This is a genomic window from Paenibacillus sp. TAB_01, assembly GCF_043945595.1.
In the GTDB taxonomy this organism is placed as follows: Bacteria; Bacillota; Bacilli; order Paenibacillales; family NBRC-103111; genus Paenibacillus_S.
Genome location: NZ_JBIFNP010000001.1, coordinates 6,508,664 through 6,523,492 on the forward strand (window position 1 = coordinate 6,508,664; position 14,829 = coordinate 6,523,492).

Sequence of the window (14,829 nt, forward strand, 5' to 3'; positions counted from 1 at the left end):
TCAGCCTCTCCCCGGACATTCCGCCGTGCCGTGCTTACACCTAATTTACCCGAAGGAGCGATCCAGCCGTGTCTGAAAATAAAAAACATCAAGGAAATTATGAAGGAACCGCCTCTATGAAGGCCGAGAATCAAGATATGGAGTTCGTCAACGATACCGTCGAAGACGTAAAAACAACGAAAAACTTGAACGGTGCAATCACTAAAGAAAAACAATAAAGAGGGCCGAAAGCCCTCTTCAGGCTGTCGAGAAACCCGCCTAAGTGAAAAAGGAGCACAGACGCAGGTGGGGTATCTTCCGGAAGAGTTTACGTCCGCCTTTGAAATCGGTGAAAATACCTTTAAATTTAATCCAATTCACGGGTTTCAACAGCGGCTGGAGGAGGATACCCCACCGGAGTATCACACAAATTCTGGGTTTCTAGACAAGCTCAAGAGGGCCGAAAGCCCTCTTTTATATTATATATCGATACACGGTTAGCTGGCGTCGTTCGTTCCTCGAGCCGGCGTACCGGTTGCCTGTCGTCAGCTGCGGATTTGCCGCCAAGCCTCGAGCTTCGCCTCGAAGCTCAGCGTTCTCGCAGGACTGGAAGAAGGCAGCACGCCGAGCTGGACCGAGCGGTCTAAGCCCTGCGCCGCCAAAGCGGGCAGTACCTGCCTGCGGAAAAGCTGCGCTGCGGCTTGTCCGTTGAACCAGATCCGCTCCACAGTAGGAAAGCTGCGCAGCAAAGCGGCAAAATCGTTAACCTCCGGCTTGCGGATATCGGCATCCAGGCTCCCTTCCCGCTCGCAGGCTGCCAGCACATCCCACAGCCCCACACCATGCTCCAGGGCGAACCGGAGCCGTTCCTTGTAATCCGCGCTGGGCACCGGATAAGCAGAGCCAGCAGAGCCCGCTCCCGCCAGCGGACGGGACGTCCCGGTTTCTTGAACGCTGGGAGCCCCCTGCGGCAGCTGCTCCGCTTCACCACCGGCTTGACCGGCTCCCTTATCGGAAACACCTTCGCCCCAAACCGCATAAAGCAGCCGCCAAAAATGATTGCGGGGATTCCCGTAATACTCCTGCTTGACCAAAGACTGCATGCCCGGCATCGAGCCGAGCACCAGAATCCGAGAGCTCCCGTCGATGACCGGCGGCAGCCCTTGAAGCCGGAGCGACAGTTCGAATTCATCCGACATCATGCTGCGCCTCCTTTCTCTTGTCACAGAACAGTATCCGAGCAGCGGGGAGATAAAGAGTTCCCTCTCGGCTCAAGCTTCCGCCGCGCTGCCTGCCCGGGTTTTCGGCAGCCTTGCCTGCCGAAGCGGCCAGTTGAGCAGCAGCAAGCCGCCTATGAATAAACCGGCCCCGCTCAAAATATAGACGGTAATCCGGTCATGGAAAAACAGATACGACCATAAAATCGTGAACAGCGCTCCGCTGTTGCTGATAATGACGGCTGCGGCAAAGCTGACCCGCTTGAGCGCTTCCGCGAACCAGTTAAAGCTGAGGCCCGTGATCAGCCCCAAGCCGATCAGCGCGCCAATGCCCCATAGGCTGACCGGTCCTGTCAAGTGCGCCTGGAATGGCAGCGGCAGCGCCATCATGATCGAGCACAGCAGAAAAATAGAATAGTTCATCGGCCCGGATTCCATCGATTGGACGAGCATTTTTTGGCTGAGCACATGGAAGGCCGTCCCGATCGCCGAGAGCACGAATAACAGCGTCGTGATCCCGTTGCTGGCCAGCATCAGGCTAAACGGCAGCCCGTTCCAGCTGATGCACAGCACCCCCATAATACAAAGAGCCCCGGCGATCCAGCCTCTGGCCGCCACCCGCTCCTTAAATATCCAGACGGAAACGAATAGCAGAATAACCGTTTGAATCGGGCCTACCAATATGTTTCCGTAGGAATACCCGATGGAAATAGCCATATTTTCAAAAAAATAGTTGCAGCTTTTGCCGATCGCTCCGATCCACACCCAGCGCGTATCCAGCTTCGTCCCGAGCTTTCCCCGCTGAATCCAGAGCAGAATCCCCAGAAATACGATGCCAAGCGAAAACCGGGCGAACGTAATGGTCGTGCTGTCTACCATGGACGCTGCGGCTTTTACGAAAATACCGACAAAGCTCCAAGATAATGTCGTCAATAAAAGTAAGAAATATCCCATGCTGTCTCCATCCTGCCTGCTTCTCTACTGCATTCTTATTTATCGCTAACGCGGCTTGCCGTCGTTCAATTCGTTCTGCTGCCTGTCGATAAAGGCCAGGCGCGCTTCCAACCCCGCGCGCTCGCGCTGCGGCAGACGGCTGCGCACGCCCCTGTACAGCTCCCGCGCCTTGGAGAGCTCTCCCCGCTGGCGCATCGCATCGCCAAGCAGCAGCTCCACCCTGCCGTCAAGCAGGGTATAGTCCGGCGACACCGAGCCGCGGTAGGAGCGGAAGCCCTGCCGCGCCTGCTGCAGCCGCTGCTCGGCCTCCTGCGTCAGCATCTCCGCCTGGCGAAGCCGGATATGCGCCAGCAGGAAGCCGGCATCGGGGTAGTCCGGCTGCAGCTCCAGCGCTTTCAGGCAGTAGCCGGCCGCTTCCTCCAAGCGGCTGCGTCCTTCCCCCAGCTGCCAGGCGAGCTGGGCGAGCAGCCTGCAAATCTCCAGACGCCGCCCGAAGCGCGGCGTGTGCAGAGCTGTTTCTTCGGCCTTCAGCAGGTGCCGGAACGCCTCCTGAAGCCTGCCCGCGCTCATCGATTCGCGGCCGTAATACAGCCAGACGCCGGGATTGTCCGGCTCCTCGGCGGCTTGCAGCGACAGGAGCCGCAGATTGCGCTCCAGCGTTCTTTTGCCGCGCTGGATGCGTGGGTCATAGCCGTCATGGCGCAGCCTCAAGCGCACGATGCGGCGGAGCGTCTCCTGCTCGTATAGGCCGACGCCCTTCACGGCGATCTGCTCGTGAATGCGCCCCCGGTATTCCAAGCCTCTCCGCGCAGGGAACAGCCGGGTCTGGGAAAAATCGTGCCGGAGCTCGTTCCCGTGCTTGTGCAGATGCCATACATGCAGTACCGCTGGAAACTCCGTCTCATGGAAAAGTCCGGCGATCTGCCGGACATAGGCTGCATCGTCGGATTCCAATTCCTCATCCGCGTCAATCATCAGCACCCAGTCGCTCTTAACGTGCTCCAGGGCAAGATTGCGCTGCCGGGCGAAATCGGCCCGGCCAGTCGGCGCGGACGATTCTAACGAGCGGGAACTGCTGCGCAATCGCCGTTGTGCCGTCGGAGGACGAGTCGATCAGTACGATCTCGTCGACCGCTCCGGCCAGGCTTTCCAGGCAGCGCGCAATGCAGCGGGCCTCATTGCCCGCGATAATCGCCGCAGCGACAGTCACGGGCTTAACGTGCAGCAGCGCCCCGATGCCGCTTCTTGCGGGCCCATCGGGCGTCTTTTGCAGCGCCGCCTGCACGCGCGTGATCCAAGAAGCCTCCGGGTCCGAACAGCCAGGCCCGGTCGAATACGGCTCTCGCCGCATGGCCGAAGCCTTGATGCAGCAGCGCTTCGCCGAGCATCAGCCAGAGCTGCCCGTCCAGCCGGGACAGCTGCAGCGCCGCAGCTGCCAGCCGCTCGGCCTCGGGATATTTTTGCCGAAGCAGCGCATCCTGGATAACCGTTACATCCGCGGCATTCATAGCTGAGGTACATGAGGGAAGAAGCGGATTTTATAAGTCACTGCCGGAGAATCCGTGTCCCGCTCACGCTCGCGGTCTCTTCCGTCGTATTCTTCGTATGCACGCACCGTGACTCTGCCATACGTCCCGTAAGTCCACCCGATCCCCAGCATGGAGCCGGACACCGCATACCCCGGATCGTAGAAGAATCTGCCGGAGACCGTGTAGTCACCGATGCTCTCGGAGGACGTCAAGTGGCTGCCCAAATAGAGGCCATAGCCGGTGGAAGCCAAATCTTCAACTCGCAGATCAAAGCCATCGACCATTTCCCAGGCGTCTTCTTCCCCGTCGTCGAAGCGTCCGATCACTTTGTAATGATCTGCGTTAGCCCTCTCCCCGTCGCCATAGCCGCTTGCCTCCGTGCCCTCGATAATCAGCTTGTTGCCTTCAATATGGGCATTGGAGTACAGGCCTTCCGCAGCCGTGGACCCTTCGGTCTCCAAGTAATAGTGATACGTCGCGCCCGACACGTTATCGTCGTAATAAAACTTTTGATGCAGATCGATTTCCATTCTTGCATGGTTGAACAGAGTCCGGTCTTGAAGCCTGTCCCCATAGAAAAAAGATCCAGGGAAAATATGTACGGTCCTTGTCACAGGCTCATTGGGGAAATGCGCATCCGTCGCCGTCACTTCTATGGTCGTAGGAGCGAAATAATAGGGGTCGCGGCTCTCGATTTCAAGGCGGTTGTCTATTCTAGTCACAACCACACCATAGTCCGACGGCTCTTCGTTATTGGTCGCCGGTACATTCAACGATCGCATGACCGGCTCGTAAACCGACTCGCTGACGGACGCATGCATAGAAGGCGGCTCCGCACCGGCTGCCGATAAGCTTAAAGGGCCTTCATCATTCGGATTCAAAAACGTTCTTGTATATTGATAAGTCAGCGTGTCGCCGTCAGGATCCTGGAACAGTTTATCCATAGCAATGCTTAGCTTTTCCTGCGGATCGAGCACATAGCTGGTCACCGCATCGGACAGCTGTGGAGCATGGTTGATATCCGGAGGCGCCAGCACGGTTATCGGAATCGCTGCCGCAGCCGTTCCTCCCGAAGGGTCTGCAGCCTGGATGGTAATCAGAGCCGTACCGGAATGACGCCCTTCGATCCCAATTCCGCCGTCCGTCCATACGGCCGTCACCACGTCCGAATTGCTCGATTCTACGGAGAAGGTCAGCTCGTCTCCTTCCGGATCGGTGAAATAACTGCGAAGCACCTCACCCGGGATAAAATCGGTTTGCTCCACCTGCAGCGTGAGCGCCTCGATGCCGCCCTCCACCGCAGCAGGCCTGCCGTTTACGCGCGCCGCATCAATCAGATGAAGCATTCTTTCGATATCCGTCTCGCTTTGAACGGCTGCCGGATAAGCGGAGATCAGCTTGCCGATATCGGAAATATCGACCTTCTGGTCCGCACCGGGATCGACCAGCGTGACGGTCAACTGCTTCGGCGTCAGATCGGGCCCGGATATCGGGGTAATCGTAAAGGTGGCCGCCCCCGGCCCATGCGGGGTGATATACAGCGTGCTGGAGCTGGTCAGGACAAGCCCGGTCGCCACCTCCGGGTGATCCGATACGACATTGGAGCCCGTCGTATTCGGAAACAGCGTATCCAGCTGGATTCGAACCTCGTCCGGCGCATATTTCATGATGATATTCGATGCGGCCGCGCCGCCTGAATCATACACCGTTCCCGCTGCGGACACGCTCGCGCCTGCAAAAGGCTGCAGCAGCAGCGGAATTGCGGCCAGCGCGCTGCCGGCGTGCCGCGCCCAGCGACGGGCGCGTGTTCGTCCGATCGATTGATTTTGTTTTTTTGACACGACGCCACCTCTTAGCTTACATTTTTCGCCATGTTGCCTTAAGCCTATTGTAACATAGCTTTTTAGCGCGCATCATGGAAAATTAGATGAACCCTAAACCGGTTTTGCCGCGTATACACGATGAGCATGTTTTTGTTACATTGGAAATCAAATCGGAGGCTAGCTGATGAACGAATATTACATCGTGTATAAAAAGAAAATTCTCCACGGTCCCGATGTCCAAAGAAGAGGCTATTGCCAAGCTGTTTGAGCTCAGCTCGATGCTGAAAGGACTCCGCGTACGCTCGTTTTACGGCAAATCGAAAACGGTTTCACGTTGAGATGCCCCTCCGGCGCTCCGATGCCACACAAAAAAGTTCACCCCGGCTGCCGCTCCTATGAGGGAGGACATCAGGGGTGAAGGTCTGCCGAATAATGAATGTATCATTGCTTAAACTATTTTAACCACGGAGCAGAGACTCGGCTCCGTCCACGTAGACTTCCGTTCCCGTGACGTGCGAGGATTCTCCCGACGCGAGGAACAATACGAGCTGGGCCACCTGCTCTGCCGAACCCGGCCGCCGCTCTAACGGATGATCCCCTTCGGGAAATTCTACGGGAATCTCGATTTCTTCCAGCTCCGGCGTCCGCTCCGTACTTTGGTCGATGTTCGTAGCGATAGCCCCGGGACATATCGCGTTGACGCGAATCCGGTACTGCGCCAGCTCCAGCGCCGCCATTTTCATCATGGCTACCTGACCGGCTTTGGTTGTACTGTAGGCGCTGAACCCCAAATTGGAGAACACCCGGTTGCCGTTGATCGAGCTTGTAATAATGATGCTCCCCCCACCGGCATCCCGGAGATGAGGCACGGCATACTTGAGAGTAAGAAACGTTCCCTTCAGATTGATGTCGACCGTCCGCTCCCAATCCTGAACCGCCATATGCTCGATAGGGGCAAGAACTCCATTCACCCCGGCATTGGCGAATACGATATCGACCGAGCCGTGCCGGCCGAATACGTCCCGGAACGCACGCTCCATGCTTTCAGGAACCGAAATGTCCGCGTCAATGGCGACAGCTTGTCCACCTGCTTGTTCAATTTCCCTGCATACTTGATTCACTCGCTCCCCGTCCCGGTCCAGCAGACACACCTTGGCGCCATGACGCGCCATCAGAAGCGCCGATGCTTTCCCGATGCCCGAGCCGCCGCCGGTCACTACGGCTACCTTCCCTCTCAGCCGCTGCTGCTCCGCCGGGTATACCGCTTGATGATGCTCCATCTCCCGTTCCTCCCCCAGGCTAAGATTAATGGTACAGCTCCGACGCGCTCAGCGACGACACGGCATGCGCTCCCTCGTACAAGCCCGATTCCTCCGACGTTTCGGCAAAGGGCCGGCGTGTAACGAGAGCATACGGCGCAATGACCGCAATCTCATCCTCGTGTCCTTCAATGACCGCTCCATCCTCGATCACGGCACCTTCCCCGATAATCGCGTAGGAAATCCGCGCATGGCGGCCCACGGTCACATTCGGCATCAGTACGCTGTCGCTCACCCGGCTGCCGTCGCCGACCTGAACGCCCGAGAAGACTACCGAGCGCCTCAGGCTTCCCTGCACCGAGCACAGCTTATGCGCCAGCGATTCCTGCATGTCCTTGCAGGTGTAGATAGAGCGCAGGCTGTCCACATGCGGATCGCGGCTGTACATCGGCCAGCTTTTTTGCTTCAGATTCAGCTGGGGTTGTCCGCCAAGCAGGTCCATGTGGGCATCCCAGAGGCTTTTTACCGTACCGACATCCCGCCAGTAGCCGTCGAAGCGGTAGGAGAACAGCCGACCGTCCATCCGCAGCATCCGGGGAATAAGGTCTTTACCGAAGTCGTGGCTGGAACGAGGATTGTTCGCGTCCTCGATCAAGTGCTCTCTTAAATCGGACCACTTGAACATATAGATGCCCATCGAAGCGAGATTGCTCTGCGGCCGCTTCGGCTTTTCCACAAAATCAATGATGGAGCCGCGCTCGTCCGTGTTCATAATGCCGAAACGATGCGCTTCCGCCCAAGGAACCTCCATCACGGAGATCGTCGCTTCCGCGCCGTTCGCCTTATGGTGCTCCAGCAGCTCCCGGTAATCCATCGAATAAATATGGTCACCCGACAAAATAAGCACATGCTCGGGATTATGCTGATCGATAAACGAAATATTTTTGTATATAGCATCGGCTGTTCCGAGATAGCCTTCGGCATCGTGCTTCGCAGCCGAGAGTAAAGATACGCCCTCATGCTGCCCATCCAGCCCCCAAGGCTCCCCTCCGCCGATATGCGAATGTAGGGATTCGGAGGCATACTGGGTCAGAACGCCGACCGTACGGATGTTGGAATTCGCGCAGTTGCTGAGTGGAAAATCAATAATGCGGTAATGGCCCCCGAAAGGAACCGCGGGCTTGGCCAATGTATTGGTTAAAGGGGATAGTCTTCGACCTTCTCCTCCGGCTAACAGCATGGCAATGCACTCTTTTTTGTTCAAGTTGATCGCCTCCCATGACAAGTATGTACTTCTTCTTTAACCTTCAGACATTGGGCTGAAACAGCATTTCTCCCAGTTCCAGGCAATGCGCGGGAGGCCTTCGGATAATTCTCAGCGTTCGGCTGCTTTGGCGAGACCCACTACTTAGTGTAAACCATTCCGATGTCGAGACATGCACTGTCCGCAAAATAAAAAAAGCCCCGGTTGAAACCGAGGCCACTGAAAAAGTCATTGCTGCGAGTACGGAATATTCTTCCGATCGCTGTTGTCCCTGTATTTCTCTGATTATATTCTGCTTTTAGCGGTTGAAATCCAGGGACAAAGGCGAACGCTTACGCTTCTACAGAATATTTCCGTACCCTCCGTAAGTGTTTCAGTGACCTCGTTGAAACCGAGGCCGTTGAAAAAGTCATTGCTGCGAATATGGATCATTCTTTCGATCGTTGTCAGGCTCTGCCGGAAGACGCTGCATAAGCAGCTCCAGCTGCCGCTCAATACGGGACAGATGCTCTTGGATTTCGATGTTCTCCTGTTCCGCCTTATAGTTGATCGCAAAGCTCAGCACGGATTCCTGCTTGTCCCTCGCAGCCTGCCGGTTCTGGCTCATCAAAATAATCGGCGCCTGAAAAGCCGCCAAACAAGATAGGATCAGGTTCAACAAAATAAACGGAGGCTCATCGAAACGCAGCCGCCAGGCAAATACGTTCCAGATCATCCATCCCCCCAAAAATAGGATAAACCATATAATGAAGGCCCAGCTTCCCCCGAAGCATGCGATTTGATCGGCAAGCCGTTCGGACCATCGCGTCCGCTGCTCCTGCTGCTCATTCAAATGGGTTTTAATGCGTCCCTTGTAGTCGCTGACCATCTGGGTTACGCGCTTCAGCTGCTCGGCGCTAAGCGTTTTGTCCGGCTCCGTCTCCAGCTCGTCCACCAGCTTGGCCTGATTCTTCCGTTTGATCTCCTCTTGTCTTTCCTCTTCCGTCATAAGAGACACCTCCTTCTCGGATGAAGCCGCTGAAAAGTCATCACAACGAGTACGAGCCCTGCTCCGGTCGCTGTCGTTCTATATTTGCCCGGATATTCATTCAGCGGTATCTGGTTCGGATTAGGCTCCCCCGTTCACCTTCAGGGTCCGGTGAAGAATGCGGTAGCCCAGGCCTTCCAGCTCCACATGCATAATACCGTCCACAGGCTGCACCTCTTCGCCGCTCAAGGCATCGCACCAATCCTCCGTCTCTATCGGATGCGATAAGGTTACCGGTTCCTCGGTATTATTCATCCAGATAATAAAATGCTCCCGCGCGTCCAGCCGTTCATAAATAATGCACCGCTCTCCCTGCTCCGCCTTCAGGAAACGGAACTTCCCTTTAATTAAAGCAGGATGGTCCCGGCGCAGCCCGATCAGCAGCTTGTAAAAGTCATACAACTCCCGGTCACTGCTTCTCCGGATCCCACTCCATGCATTTACGGCAATCGGGATCCTCTCCTCCCGTCAGACCGACTTCATCGCCGTAATAAATACACGGTGTCCCCATGTAGGTAAGCAAAAAGACAACGCACAGCTTCAGTCTCCGCTTATCCTCTCCGACACGGGTCAGCACTCTCGGCGTATCGTGGCTGCCGAGCAAATTGAAAATAACTTCATTCGTCTGCTGGGGATACCTGATCAAGAGGGCGCTGATGCCATTCGAGAACGTAAACCCGTCAATGTCGGAATCCGAAAAGAACTCCAGCACCTTATTCGAGAAAGGATAGTTCATGACCGAATCGAATTGGTCGCCAAGCAGCCACTTGATCGAGTCGTTCCATACCTCGCCCACGATATAGGCTTCAGGGTTAGCCTGCTTCACGACCTTGCGGAAGTCCCGCCAAAAATGATGGTTCACCTCGTTGGCGACATCGAGCCTCCACCCGTCGATCTGAACCTCTTTGACCCAATACTCCGCTACGCCCAGCAAATACCGCTTAACCTCGGGATTGGCCGTGTTCAGCTTCGGCATATTGCCGTAAAAGCCGAACGTATCATAATTCGGAATACCGTCTCTCACTTCAAGCGGAAAGTCGTGAATATGAAACCACTCGGCATAGGCCGAACGCTCCCCATGCTTCAATACATCCTGAAAAGGAGGAAACTGCTCGCCTGCATGGTTGAACACGGCATCAAGCATCACACGGATGCCCTTATCGTGACATTGGCGGACCAGTTCCCGCATCAGATCGTTATCTCCCAAGTGCGGGTCGATATTCTGATAATCGACGGTATCGTATTTATGGTTCGAAGGAGACGTGAACACAGGTGTCAAATACAGCGCATTGACGCCCATGTCGACAAGATGGTCGAGATGGTCGATAATGCCTTGAAGATCGCCGCCGAACGCATTATCCAGCGTAGGCGCCTCTCCCCAGACAGCCGTATTCTCGGGATCGTTGGACGGATCGCCGTTCGCGAACCTTTCGGGCACGATCTGATAAAACACCGCCGACTTGGCCCATTCCGGAACAGTGTTCAAGTCGATCTCATGAATATAAGGGTAGTCAAAATAGCCTCCGGTAGGCATCGGCCGCTCGTTATGGATGCCGTTCTCCGTCATCCACAGCGTCTCCGTGCCGGCCCGAAGCCGGAAGCCGTATGAGGCTCGGCCGAAGGCGGGCTTCACCGCCGCTTCCCAGTAGTCGAACATCATATCCGACGCCATTTTGAGCATCGGATACTCCGCCTGCGTGCGGCCCCAGTCGTATTTGTCCCCTGTTTCCGCTACTACCTCTTCCACGTCGTCGCGCTTCGTGCGGACCCGAAGGTGAAGCGTTTCTTTATCGTAAGCGTATGCCCAGCTTCCTTGGGCCACATGGTAAAAGCTTTCCCACTGCATCCCTTCAGCCCCCTCGTCCGTTATAATGGCAATGATCTCATGAAGTCATTAACCAAACAGGAACGGCTTTAAACAGAAAAGCAGGACCGTTCTGAGGGGCCCCAAGCAGCCTGAGAATTTGTTCTAAAAATGCCTGCAGCAAAAAATCCAGCGGACGGAGACTTGCTTCTCCATTCGCTGGATTGAATTTCAGTGCAGCAGGGCTGCACCGTTGTTAAAGCTTATCCCCGCCGCGCGTGAAGCCCAGACGCGGGCGGCGGCTCCGCACGGCGCTCACTCAGGCGGCCCCTGCACGCAGCGTACGCGAACGCGCAGGGTTGCCGAAGGGCCGCCCTTCGCCTAGCTGCGCAGGCCGTCAGCCGCAGCAAACAGCGGCTCCAGCTCTGCTTGCAAGGCCCGCTCCAAATAAGGCTCAACCTGCAAAAAGCGGCGGAAGTCCAAGTAGCTGCGGGTCAGCTTCGGCAAGTCTCCGTCGGCGGCCTGCTTCCCTTTCACCGCCCGGATCAGCACATTCTTCGGCGTATGCTCCATATCGATAAACTCCAGCAGCTGCGTCTTGTAGCCCATGATCTCGAGCAGCTTGGCACGGATGGCATCCGTCGCGAGCGCCGAGAAGCGTTCCTTCAAGATGCCGTGCTCCAGCAGCGGGGAGAGCACCTCGCTCTGCAGCTGGCGAAACAGCTCATGCTGGCAGCACGGCACCGACAGGATGACGTCCGCCTGCCAGCGGACCGCTTTCTCCAGCGCCGCATCCGTAGCCGTATCGCAGGCGTGCAGCGTGACGACCATGTCCACACGGTCAAGGCCGTTATACTGCGCGATATCGCCTACGAGAAATTGCAGGCGGTCATAGCCGAAACGGGCGGCCAGCTCGCTGCAGTGGCGGATCACGTCCTCCTTCAGATCCAGGCCGATAACCCGGATATCGAGCCCTTGGACTTCTTTCAGGTAATGATACAGCACGAAGGTCAGGTACGATTTGCCGCAGCCGAAATCGACGATGTTCAGCGTGCGGTCTTTGGCCAAATGAGGCACGACGTCGGCGATCATCTCAACGAACCGGTTAATCTGGCGGAACTTATCGTATTTCTTCGCCAGCACCTTGCCCTCCGTGTTCATGATGCCAAGCTCGACCAGGAACGGCACCGGGGTGCCTTCCTCGATCACATAATTTTTTTTGCGGTTGTGCGACAGCTCGACGGCCGCCTGCTTGGTCGGCGGTTTTTTCAATATGCCGACCTTGCCTTTTTTGCTGATCAGAATATGGTAGTCCGCTTCAGCGGTCTGCAGCAGCGCCTGACGGAAATGCTCCGTCAGCAGAGGACTCATCTTTGCCGCGGCTTCGGCCGGCGGCAGGTTGTCATGCAGCACCTTGGGACCGATAAAGGAGCTGAACTGGTAGCACAGCTCTCCTTTAAGCATAACGGGCTTCACCGTTACTTTGGAAGGCAGCGCCGGGTTCGTTTTTCCGTACCTGACTGAACGTGCCCTGGATCAGCTCTTGGCGGTCCATCAGCTCACCCAGCAGTGTTACTAAAGATTGCATAAAGTCATTCTCCGTTCTCTATTCTTTCTGCTGCCCGGCAGCACAATCGCGGGGATCGCCAATCCGCTTTCTCTCTCCGTACTAAAAAAGAGGCGCTGCCGACGCAGTGCCTCTTCCTGGCTGGTGCTAAGTAAATGCCTGTTAGCCAAGGAACGAATTGAGCATCCATACGTGCTTTTCCAAGCTGGCATGGATAGCCAACAGCATGTCCCCTGTCGTTTCGTCGCCGGCTTTCTCGGCAATCTCCATACCTTCCTTCAACTGGCCGATCACCAGGTTGAAATCTTCCACGAGGTTGGCGACCATCGCCTCCGCTTTCTCCGAACCGTCCGCTTCTTTAATAGAAGACAACGACAGCATTTCCTTCATTGTAGCGACAGGTTGTCCGCCCAAAGTAAGAAGACGCTCGGCTACCGCATCGAAATGCAGTGTAGCTTCGTTATACAGCTCTTCGAACTTCAGATGAAGCGTGAAAAACTGGGAGCCTTTAACAAACCAATGGAAATTGTGCAGCTTGATATACAAAACCCCAAAATTGGCAACCTGCTCATTTAATACCTTATCGAGTTCTTTAGACATGGACATACACGCTCCTCTAAATAAAATATAAATGCTTCATTGTATATAATATAACATGCTTGCGAAGAGATCGACAGATCAGACGGATCCGTGTGCCCGCTGCACATCTAGTTCATAGTTTGGGGTCATTCCACCCCAATCTATACAAGGCGGGGGAAGAAAAATAAAGGATAGCCTGCCGCCGATAGCCTCTCTCCTTTATTTTTACCCGCCCAGACAGCAAGTGAATCGCGCCGCGGCTATACGAACTTCCGGATCAGCGCTTCCAGCTTACCGGCCACGGAATCGGCTCCCTGTGCCAGCTCGTTTTCCGGAAGGCTGATTCTCACAAAGCTCTCATCCAGATTCAGCGCTTCGGAGAACAGCCCCCTCAGCCCGCGTGCGCGGCGGTCGACTTGAAGGAACAGCTCAAGCTCCCGTCCCCCGATGAAGAACAGCACCTCCAGCTCATCCAGCATGCCTCTGAACGGGCCTGACGCAGGAACGAATTCAAATTCCTGCACAAAAGGCAGCTCGCCCCCAAAATGGGGAGCATAATCGTTCGTCACCTCTCGCAGTCTGAATCCGAGACGATCCAGCGCTTCAAGCACCGTTCCGGCATACCGGTGCGGCAGCACTTCAATGTAATCGCGGTCCTTCGGATCGATAGCCATAGGGATATCAAGCCCGGTCTCGATCCAGACCGGCGCTTTGCGCAGCGTCACCGGCATATTGGCGGGCAGCGTGAAAACGAATGGAATCTCCTTCACTTCGTCTGCCAGGATAGTTAGGGCCCGAGATACGGGCACGCGCTGGATGACAGCCTCCCGCGTCACTTTCCGGTCGTTCTCTTCCTTCTGATACAGCGTCTTGATGTATAAATAAAGACTGTCGATATGCTGCTCCAGCTGCCCCCCGGTAATGATCACGACGCCGCTGACTTCTTCCCCTGCCGCGATTTGTTCGGTGTCCAGCTGCGTATCCGCCTTAGCCGAGCCGATTCCGACGCTGGCCAGCATTTTTTTGAAAAAGGACATCTTCCCTCTCCGCCTTTCCCCTGACTCGATTTCGTTTCCTTCTATGTACGGATTCCGGAACGGCCCGTTTCAAGAAATGGACTCTGGCCTAGAGACGCGGTCCCAGCCATCGGTAGCCCTTGCGTACCGCGGTAAGCAAAGGCTCCGGAATCGGAAGGCGGCGGAGAAAAGGGAAATAAAAACGGTTATACGCTTTTTTGAGATCATCCCACATTAAGCAGGGCTCCTGCTTCAAAAAGTCCGAAACATCGACTACCATACCGCGCCCGTCCTGCAGCATGACATTTTTGCCGTGGACATCGTGCGGATTGAGCCCTCTCTGTCTGGCATAGTCGAGCGCCGCATCGATATCTTCAATGACCCGCCGCGGAATCGGGATGCCGCGAAGCAGGCATTGATACAAGGTGACGCCGCTTAATCTCCGCAGGATGAGATAGTTCGCCCCTGCGTGATAGCACTCGGAATAAGCCTCATGCCGGCCCAGACGGCGGTATACCTCGACCTCGTCCTCGATACCGGGGCGGCCGGGGGCGTATACCTTGACGACGAGCCGGGGCGCGTCGGGATGGGCCAGCACCGCCGCATAGTTTCCGGCGCCGATCAGCTTCCAGGGCTTCGGCAGCCTCGTGACGACAACAGGATCATGCGGCGCCACGCTCGCAAGCTCCAGTCCGGGCAGGAGCTCCCGTTCCACCCGCCCGGCCAGCGCGGCTATCTCCGCCGCCGGAACATCCTGGCGCTCTTCACGGCGTCGGCTATCCGCCATACCGGTATGCAGGAAGACCGGCTG

Annotated in this window: 13 protein-coding genes and 2 pseudogenes; 1 reads left to right on the forward strand and 14 read right to left on the reverse strand. The window is 56.2% G+C overall.

Annotated elements, in window-relative coordinates:
* Positions 1-68: 68 nt before the first annotated feature.
* Positions 69-218, forward strand: coding sequence for a hypothetical protein (locus ACHHV8_RS31770; RefSeq protein WP_395163191.1), 150 nt, complete (start codon positions 69-71; stop codon positions 216-218).
* Between the two features lie 306 nt (positions 219-524).
* Here the strand turns inward: ACHHV8_RS31770 and ACHHV8_RS31775 are convergent, their stop codons facing one another.
* From ACHHV8_RS31775 to ACHHV8_RS31840, 14 genes and pseudogenes are all read right to left on the reverse strand, one after another.
* Entirely contained in the window at positions 525-1,181 is a 657-nt protein-coding gene (locus ACHHV8_RS31775; RefSeq protein WP_395163192.1) for a DNA-deoxyinosine glycosylase, read from the reverse strand.
* Positions 1,182-1,250: 69 nt separating this feature from the next.
* Positions 1,251-2,150, reverse strand: a complete 900-nt coding sequence (locus ACHHV8_RS31780; protein ID WP_395163193.1) for a DMT family transporter — start codon at positions 2,148-2,150, stop codon at positions 1,251-1,253.
* A 45-nt stretch (positions 2,151-2,195) separates the two neighbouring features.
* Positions 2,196-3,131, reverse strand: coding sequence for a hypothetical protein (locus ACHHV8_RS31785; RefSeq protein ID WP_395163194.1), 936 nt, complete (start codon positions 3,129-3,131; stop codon positions 2,196-2,198).
* A 10-nt stretch (positions 3,132-3,141) separates the two neighbouring features.
* Complete coding sequence (locus ACHHV8_RS31790; protein WP_395163195.1) at positions 3,142-3,360, reverse strand: glycosyltransferase; 219 nt, start codon at positions 3,358-3,360, stop codon at positions 3,142-3,144.
* A gap of 4 nt (positions 3,361-3,364) precedes the next feature.
* On the reverse strand, positions 3,365-3,658 hold the full coding sequence (locus ACHHV8_RS31795; RefSeq protein WP_395163196.1) for a hypothetical protein: 294 nt from the start codon (positions 3,656-3,658) through the stop codon (positions 3,365-3,367).
* Complete coding sequence (locus ACHHV8_RS31800; protein ID WP_395163197.1) at positions 3,655-5,520, reverse strand: hypothetical protein; 1,866 nt, start codon at positions 5,518-5,520, stop codon at positions 3,655-3,657. Before ACHHV8_RS31800 ends, ACHHV8_RS31795 begins: the two co-directional genes overlap by 4 nt.
* A gap of 440 nt (positions 5,521-5,960) precedes the next feature.
* Positions 5,961-6,782: an SDR family oxidoreductase gene (locus ACHHV8_RS31805; protein WP_395163198.1), complete on the reverse strand. Its 822-nt coding sequence runs from the start codon at positions 6,780-6,782 to the stop codon at positions 5,961-5,963.
* 25 nt (positions 6,783-6,807) lie between these two features.
* Positions 6,808-8,025 (reverse strand): glucose-1-phosphate adenylyltransferase, encoded by a 1,218-nt coding sequence (locus ACHHV8_RS31810; protein WP_395163199.1) that lies wholly within the window; start codon positions 8,023-8,025, stop codon positions 6,808-6,810.
* A gap of 409 nt (positions 8,026-8,434) precedes the next feature.
* A complete protein-coding gene (locus tag ACHHV8_RS31815) occupies positions 8,435-9,013 on the reverse strand; it encodes a DUF1003 domain-containing protein (RefSeq protein WP_395163200.1) in 579 nt (192 codons plus the stop codon).
* 120 nt (positions 9,014-9,133) lie between these two features.
* Positions 9,134-10,898, reverse strand: a pseudogene (locus ACHHV8_RS31820) (alpha-glycosidase).
* A 339-nt stretch (positions 10,899-11,237) separates the two neighbouring features.
* Positions 11,238-12,444: pseudogene (locus ACHHV8_RS31825) on the reverse strand (class I SAM-dependent methyltransferase).
* Between the two features lie 141 nt (positions 12,445-12,585).
* Positions 12,586-13,023, reverse strand: a complete 438-nt coding sequence (locus tag ACHHV8_RS31830) for a Dps family protein (protein ID WP_395163201.1) — start codon at positions 13,021-13,023, stop codon at positions 12,586-12,588.
* Between the two features lie 239 nt (positions 13,024-13,262).
* Complete coding sequence (locus ACHHV8_RS31835) at positions 13,263-14,039, reverse strand: sporulation protein (RefSeq protein WP_395163202.1); 777 nt, start codon at positions 14,037-14,039, stop codon at positions 13,263-13,265.
* Between the two features lie 88 nt (positions 14,040-14,127).
* Complete coding sequence (locus ACHHV8_RS31840; RefSeq protein ID WP_395163203.1) at positions 14,128-14,805, reverse strand: serine/threonine-protein kinase; 678 nt, start codon at positions 14,803-14,805, stop codon at positions 14,128-14,130.
* Positions 14,806-14,829: the final 24 nt, after the last annotated feature.

Coding starts and splice junctions, on each gene's coding strand:
- ACHHV8_RS31805 (WP_395163198.1), bottom strand. CDS start 6,782: ATGGAGCATCATCAAGCGGTATACCCGGCGGAGCAGCAGCGGCTGAGA.
- ACHHV8_RS31830 (WP_395163201.1), bottom strand. CDS start 13,023: ATGTCTAAAGAACTCGATAAGGTATTAAATGAGCAGGTTGCCAATTTT.
- ACHHV8_RS31795 (WP_395163196.1), bottom strand. CDS start 3,658: ATGAATGCCGCGGATGTAACGGTTATCCAGGATGCGCTGCTTCGGCAA.
- ACHHV8_RS31840 (WP_395163203.1), bottom strand. CDS start 14,805: ATGGCGGATAGCCGACGCCGTGAAGAGCGCCAGGATGTTCCGGCGGCG.
- ACHHV8_RS31780 (WP_395163193.1), bottom strand. CDS start 2,150: ATGGGATATTTCTTACTTTTATTGACGACATTATCTTGGAGCTTTGTC.
- ACHHV8_RS31775 (WP_395163192.1), bottom strand. CDS start 1,181: ATGATGTCGGATGAATTCGAACTGTCGCTCCGGCTTCAAGGGCTGCCG.
- ACHHV8_RS31815 (WP_395163200.1), bottom strand. CDS start 9,013: ATGACGGAAGAGGAAAGACAAGAGGAGATCAAACGGAAGAATCAGGCC.
- ACHHV8_RS31835 (WP_395163202.1), bottom strand. CDS start 14,039: ATGTCCTTTTTCAAAAAAATGCTGGCCAGCGTCGGAATCGGCTCGGCT.